General features: G+C 28.3%; 7 protein-coding genes. 1 reads left to right on the top strand and 6 read right to left on the bottom strand.

What is annotated here, in order from left to right; all coding sequences use genetic code 11:
- The 6 genes from ACH2BG_RS11235 to ACH2BG_RS11210 all read right to left on the bottom strand — a co-directional run.
- On the bottom strand, nt 1-689 hold a 689-nt coding region (locus ACH2BG_RS11235), incomplete at its 3' end, for a primase-helicase family protein (RefSeq protein ID WP_395047786.1).
- Complete coding sequence (locus tag ACH2BG_RS11230) at nt 686-1009, bottom strand: hypothetical protein (RefSeq protein ID WP_395047785.1); 324 nt, start codon at nt 1007-1009, stop codon at nt 686-688. The genes ACH2BG_RS11235 and ACH2BG_RS11230, both read right to left, overlap by 4 nt.
- Before the next feature lie 5 nt (nt 1010-1014).
- Nucleotides 1015-1284 (bottom strand): helix-turn-helix domain-containing protein, encoded by a 270-nt coding sequence (locus ACH2BG_RS11225; protein WP_395047784.1) that lies wholly within the window; start codon nt 1282-1284, stop codon nt 1015-1017.
- A 104-nt stretch (nt 1285-1388) separates the two neighbouring features.
- Nucleotides 1389-2279: a hypothetical protein gene (locus tag ACH2BG_RS11220; protein WP_395047783.1), complete on the bottom strand. Its 891-nt coding sequence runs from the start codon at nt 2277-2279 to the stop codon at nt 1389-1391.
- A gap of 37 nt (nt 2280-2316) precedes the next feature.
- Complete coding sequence (locus ACH2BG_RS11215) at nt 2317-3672, bottom strand: phage integrase SAM-like domain-containing protein (protein WP_395047782.1); 1356 nt, start codon at nt 3670-3672, stop codon at nt 2317-2319.
- A gap of 276 nt (nt 3673-3948) precedes the next feature.
- On the bottom strand, nt 3949-5088 hold the full coding sequence (locus ACH2BG_RS11210) for a lycopene cyclase family protein (protein WP_395047781.1): 1140 nt from the start codon (nt 5086-5088) through the stop codon (nt 3949-3951).
- Between the two features lie 83 nt (nt 5089-5171).
- Between ACH2BG_RS11210 and ACH2BG_RS11205 the strand changes: the two genes are divergently transcribed.
- Nucleotides 5172-5886 (top strand): B12-binding domain-containing protein (locus ACH2BG_RS11205; protein WP_395047780.1); only part of this gene is annotated, 715 nt, incomplete at its 3' end.

Here is a 5886-nt window from a genome sequence, read left to right as displayed (position 1 = left end):
AAATCGTCAATCTTAATAAAGTTCTCTTCATTATTTGAACATAGAATAAACTTGCCGAAAAACTCGATTTCAGCCTTGTCAACTCCTTTGCCCTCTAGCTTGTAATGATTAGAGGTTGAGAGGTTTTTTATGCGTTCGCTGTCTTCTTTTTTGTCCAGTAAAACTTCATCAACAGCTACAATTAATTTTCCAGCCCAATCGGAATTAAAACGGCTTCTAAAATCTTCGTTCTTATTGATTGTCATATTGCCCTCAAAAATCAATTTTAAGAACTTTAGAAAGGTGCTTTTACCTGTGTTTCTCTCCACGCTTACTAAACACAATATGGGTAAGATTTGACTGGGATGTTTCCAAAGAATCGTTAAATAATCCAATCCTAATTCATATTGCTCACCAAAAAGATGCTGAAGAAATAGTTTTATATTTTCCCAATCTCCTTTTTGGCTCACACAGTAAGAAAGTGGTTCGTACTTATTGTAAAAATTATTAATTTCTCTTTGATAATCAGTATGCGAAGGGAATGTGCAGAAAGTTTCATATTTTTTTATGTCTTTTAAACTGTCTTTTCCAAAATCATCAATAATGGTGGCTTTATTCCATTTTATTAATGATTTCATATTATCGCCACTCATTAGGGGACATAATACTTCCTTGAAATATTCTGTTCCGACACGGATATATTTTTTCATATTTCAAAAATTATTGATGCCATTTTTGAATGGTCAAAGTTATCAATGTGTCTACTTTTTCTGATTGTGATTAAAACACCGTGCAATTCAGCATCTTTTAATAAAACGCTATTGATATTGTTTGATAACAATTTGAAATTATAGTTATCATAGCCTTTTATAAGTTGTCCGATTAATTCACAGGATTCAATATATTTTCCGATTGTATAAACCAGTTGTTTATCTCTATTGTAATCCAACCGTAACCTTGCAAAATCGGTTTTTAAGCCACTCAAATGACTTAAAGCATCTGAAATGTAAATTTGATTGTCGCTTTGCATTGCCATTATTGGTTTAAATGTTTGACAGCTTCCAAAACTTCGGTTTTTTTGTAATACACTCTATTACCCAGTCCTAAACTTTTAAGTTTACCTGATTTAGTGTGTTTCCAAAGCGTAGTCTTGTTGATTGATAGTAATTTGCAAACCTGTTCCCGAGTTAAAAGTTCGTTTTCAGGTTGCAATTGTGGTTGCTCTGCTTGTTGGAGTTTTAATAATGAAGCGAGTGCTTCGACTAATTGCTCAAGAGTGATGCCGTTTAATAAAATCTGATTCATTGTAATTCATTTAAAGTGAATTGCAATGATATTTTACCATTATGGAGGCAAAAAAGGGGTGTAAACGGTATTAATTAGGTATTATTTGAGCATATTATATCTATTTAAACTGTTTTACGAAAATCCTGTTCAAAGCCGTTTAAAATTGGAATTACTTTGTCAATATATTCATATTCTGCCTTTTCAAATTTTGTTAATTGAACATCAAAATTTGATTGAATAAAATCTTTATATAACTCTATAGTAAAGCTAAAAGCATACTTGTTTTTATCAACATCATTTTTAAGAAAATAAAAGATATTAATAAATTTTATTTTACCTTTTTTCTCATAGTTACCAACTAAATAATAGAATAAATTAAAACAATTTTCATTCCAATGGTTTCTATTGAAAGTAGGTTTAGAGTCTATTTTTAAATCTACTATTTTAGTTTTTGGCGTTATTATATTTTCATTTTCTACAAAAGAGGTTTCATTTTTTGGATATAATTTCAAAAACAATCTTTGAAAATCAGGATACTCTTCTAATCCTAAATCTTTATAAAATCGAATTTCAAATAAATCAAATTCATTTAATTTATACATCATTTCAAATAATCTTGCGTTATTAGAAAGTAATCTTGAAATTTCGTTCAAAGCTTCAAGTAGAGCAATTTCAAAAACAAGTCGATTGAAGCTGTAATTTTTTGGAAGTTCCGAAACTTTTAATTTATCAAAACCAGTTTTTATTTCATCAGAAAAAATCTCTTGTATTTGGTTAGTGGCATAAACGCGGTAACGATTGTCAAAAATCCGATACAATTCTTTTAGACTTTCATTATTATTTACAAGTAAATTATTTGTTGCATAATTATACAAATATTTTCTTGTCTCATTTAGTGAATTTGTAAATGTCTTGTTTTGATTCTGTTTTTTTATAAAAAGCAGTTTGATTAAAACTTCTGCTTTATCGTAATATTTAGAATAAAAATCCTGATATATTTTTTCGTAATTCATTATATTAAAAACTAGTTTTTTATCTGATTCATTGTATTTAATTGGCAGTATTTTTAATAACTTCCATAACAGGCGTTTTATCTCTAGGAGCTAACTTACTGAAATATTCTAACATTTGATATGCATTATCATAAGTGGTTTTTCCAATATAATTCAAAAACATTCTTTCTGTTCCGTGCGCTGTAATATTCATTAATATGGGTGTTGGTATGCGTCCATAAAAATTGGTTGCAAATGAGCGACGACAAACGTGTGAGGTTATTAATTCATATTTCTTATACATTCCCGAAACGTTCAGTTTTATTTTTTCGTCTATTAGTTCCCCTGTTTTTTCTGAAATTATTTTTTTCCCTGTTTTTGTAGTTATTGATTTACTGCCGAAGACCATCTGGGTAAGTCCGCCGCTTTCACAAACGTCTTTTATGTATTCATTAAAACGTGTAATCGAGATTTTATAAGGGAAATCATTTTCGATTATCTCAAGTGCATCAGGCAATAATGGAATAGCAACCAGTTTCCCAGTTTTTTGTTGCTTTAGTTCAATTATCTTAATACCATTTAATTCTTTTATATTTTTATTGGTAATGTTTAGCAAATCTCCACCACGTTGTCCAATCAAACAACCTAATAATATCCATTTACGAGCATTAATTAATGCTTCTCGTATTAATGGTGCTCTTTTTATAAGCTCCTGTTCATCTTCATTTAAAGTAATTATTTGTTCTGGTGGTTTGCTTTCTGAAATTTTTTTAACATTTTTTAGCTGAGTTGATATTTCAATATCGTTTTTATGAGCATCAATACAAATCGTTTTAATGTTTGCGATATTTTTCCCTACATAATTAACAGAATAGCCTTTGTTGAACAACCATATTTTGAATTTTTCAACAAATAGCAAATTAATATCTTTGATTAGAATGTTTTTACCTTTAAATATCTCTGTTTCATAACGTAAAATTGTTTTTTTGAATAATTTTAGATTTTGCACACGACCTTTACTCAATCCAAGTTCTTTTTTTGCGTTCTGTTTGTAGGGTGCATCATCAATAAATTTTTGAATATAGTTTGTTAAAACATCAAGTTCAACAATTGCAATTTTATTATTAAAAGTGTCAATTTGCAGTTGCAACCAATCACCATTAAATTCAATTCCCTTACTTATTCCCTCGTTATGGGCATCATTTATAAATATGGCTAATTTGTCTAGTTTTGATTTTAATATTTTTAAATCCTCTCTGCCCATTTTGGGTTGGGCTTTGTCAATGCTCCAATCTTTGGCACTAATAATAAAACCAGTTTTACGCTTTAAAACGGTGGCTCTATTTATAGAATAGCGCGCATAAATGTTTGAATTTTCGCTTTTGCTTTGCAGTAAAAATTTTATCTTTGCCATTATATTTTGATGTTCTAATCAAAACAAATGTAATATAATTAGCCAACATTTAGTCAACGAAATGTAAATTTAATTGAATTTTAATAAATCTAAATGAATAATGAAGTCTGTTAAGCGTTATAAATAAAAGCATTTAAGGTTTTTAAGATTTACATAAATACAGGGGTTCTGTTCCCGCCGTGGTCACAAAAAAAATATTCCAGAAATAATCAAAATACTTTGATTATTTCTGGAGTATTTTTTTGCTAGAAAGACAGACCTTATTCCTAATAATAATTACCATTTAAATCTCAACAACGATCTTATAAACGGTATTTTAGGACAAGCCAATATAATTTCTAACTCTTCTTTTAGATTAGACTCTTCATCTAAAAATTTAAATATTTTTTTTGGTTGCACTTTTAAAAACATGTTAGAGAATATTTTTTTTCCTAAATCGTTATTCTTGTACAAAACCCGAACAAAAAGTGTGTCGTAAAATAAAAACCTATTTAGTTTATTAAAATTTCTAAAATCGATTGTTTTATTTTTTAATAACAAAACCAGTCTTCCTGATTGCTTTATAGTATTCTTAAAAGTATAACCAGTACTGGCTTTTGTCCAACCACCAGCTGTTCCTATATGCAAAACATTCTTCGAATTATTTTTCCAAAAAGGAAAAACCGTCATAGGAATATTTCCTTGTTCTTTCTTAATAATCTCGAAAGAAGTTGCTCCTTTTTCTTTTAGATAATTATTTATTGCCTCTTCATACTCGTTATCTTGCAACAAATTAGCAGAAAACAACGTGTATTCGACTAATGCTTGTGTTTCGGAAAATGGCAAAACATACATAAATCGTGTGTTCCCTTTTTGTGGAATTGAAAAATCCATAAAAGTTGCATAATTAGCATCAAAAATAGGCTCCGTAGTTTTTACAAACCAACCTATAAAATGCTGTTTTAGTAAGGGATACTTTTTATTATATTCAATTTTAGATACATCAAAAACACTATTAAAAAATATAGCAGTACTATATTTAGCAACATTAGAAGTTATAATTACTTCCGAGCCTTTGTCTTCAAAAGAAATAAAATTTTCTTTTTTCCAGACAATTTCTGGATATTTTTTTAGTTTATCTAAAACATAATTATAAAAACGAATTGATTCTATCATTTTATAATTTGCATTATCAGAAAGACATTCGATGGTTTGTTTATCATTAATAAACAAAGCTTGTTCCCATTTTTTTGAAACTAAATCATCAAAATCACCAAGTTTATTGTCCCAAAAACACCAAGTTCGGTCATTAGAATTTTTATTATTTGATTCTAACAACAATATCTTTTTACTTTCTAAAAGCTTAGCATCTAACATTTTATCTAAAACCATGAGGCTTGCTAATCCTATTCCTGCAAAGATATAATCGTGCTTCATTGGTTTTTTTGAAAGTATTTTAACAAATATAAACAATTCAAGCAAATAATTTTTTAATTTTGTTTAACATTTATGTAAAAAAGATGAACGTAGTTAAAAATATATTTAGCATAAAGGATTTAGAAAACCTTTCGGGGATAAAAGCACACACCATTCGCATTTGGGAAAAAAGATATGCCATATTAGAACCCATGAGAACCGATACCAATATTCGTCTTTATGACATTCATAATCTTCAAAAGCTGTTAAACATTACTTTGCTTCATGATTATGGTTACAAAATATCTCGGATATCTAAATTATCTCCTGATAAAATCCCTGCATTGGTTCGAGAAATTGTCTCTGAAAAAAGTACCAAAAGTCATGCTATAAATGCGTTTAAAATGGCTATGATGAATTTTGATCAAACACTTTTCATCAATACTTACAATAATTTATTATCCGAAAAATCTTTTAGAGATGTTTTTTATGAAGTTTTTATTCCGCTCATGAACGAAATAGGTTTGCTATGGCAATCGAATACTATAACTATTGCTCACGAACATTTTATTAGCAACTTGATAAAACAAAAACTCATAACAAATACAGAAAAAATACAGGTTTTAGATCCAACAAAAACTAATAAAATTTTTGTTTTATATTTACCATCAAACGAAATTCACGAGCTTGGATTAATGTATCTAAATTACGAATTAATTTTAAATGGATATAAAACCATCTATCTTGGAGAAAGTGTTCCTGTAGAAAGTCTTAAGGATGTTCAAAAATATTTCGACAAAATTACTTTTGTAAGCTATA

The sequence above is a fragment of the Flavobacterium sp. genome (genome assembly GCF_043779715.1).
Classification (GTDB): Bacteria; Bacteroidota; Bacteroidia; order Flavobacteriales; family Flavobacteriaceae; genus Flavobacterium.
The sequence above is the reverse complement of the archived record's forward strand: the minus strand, read 5'-3'. Positions and strand labels throughout refer to the sequence as shown.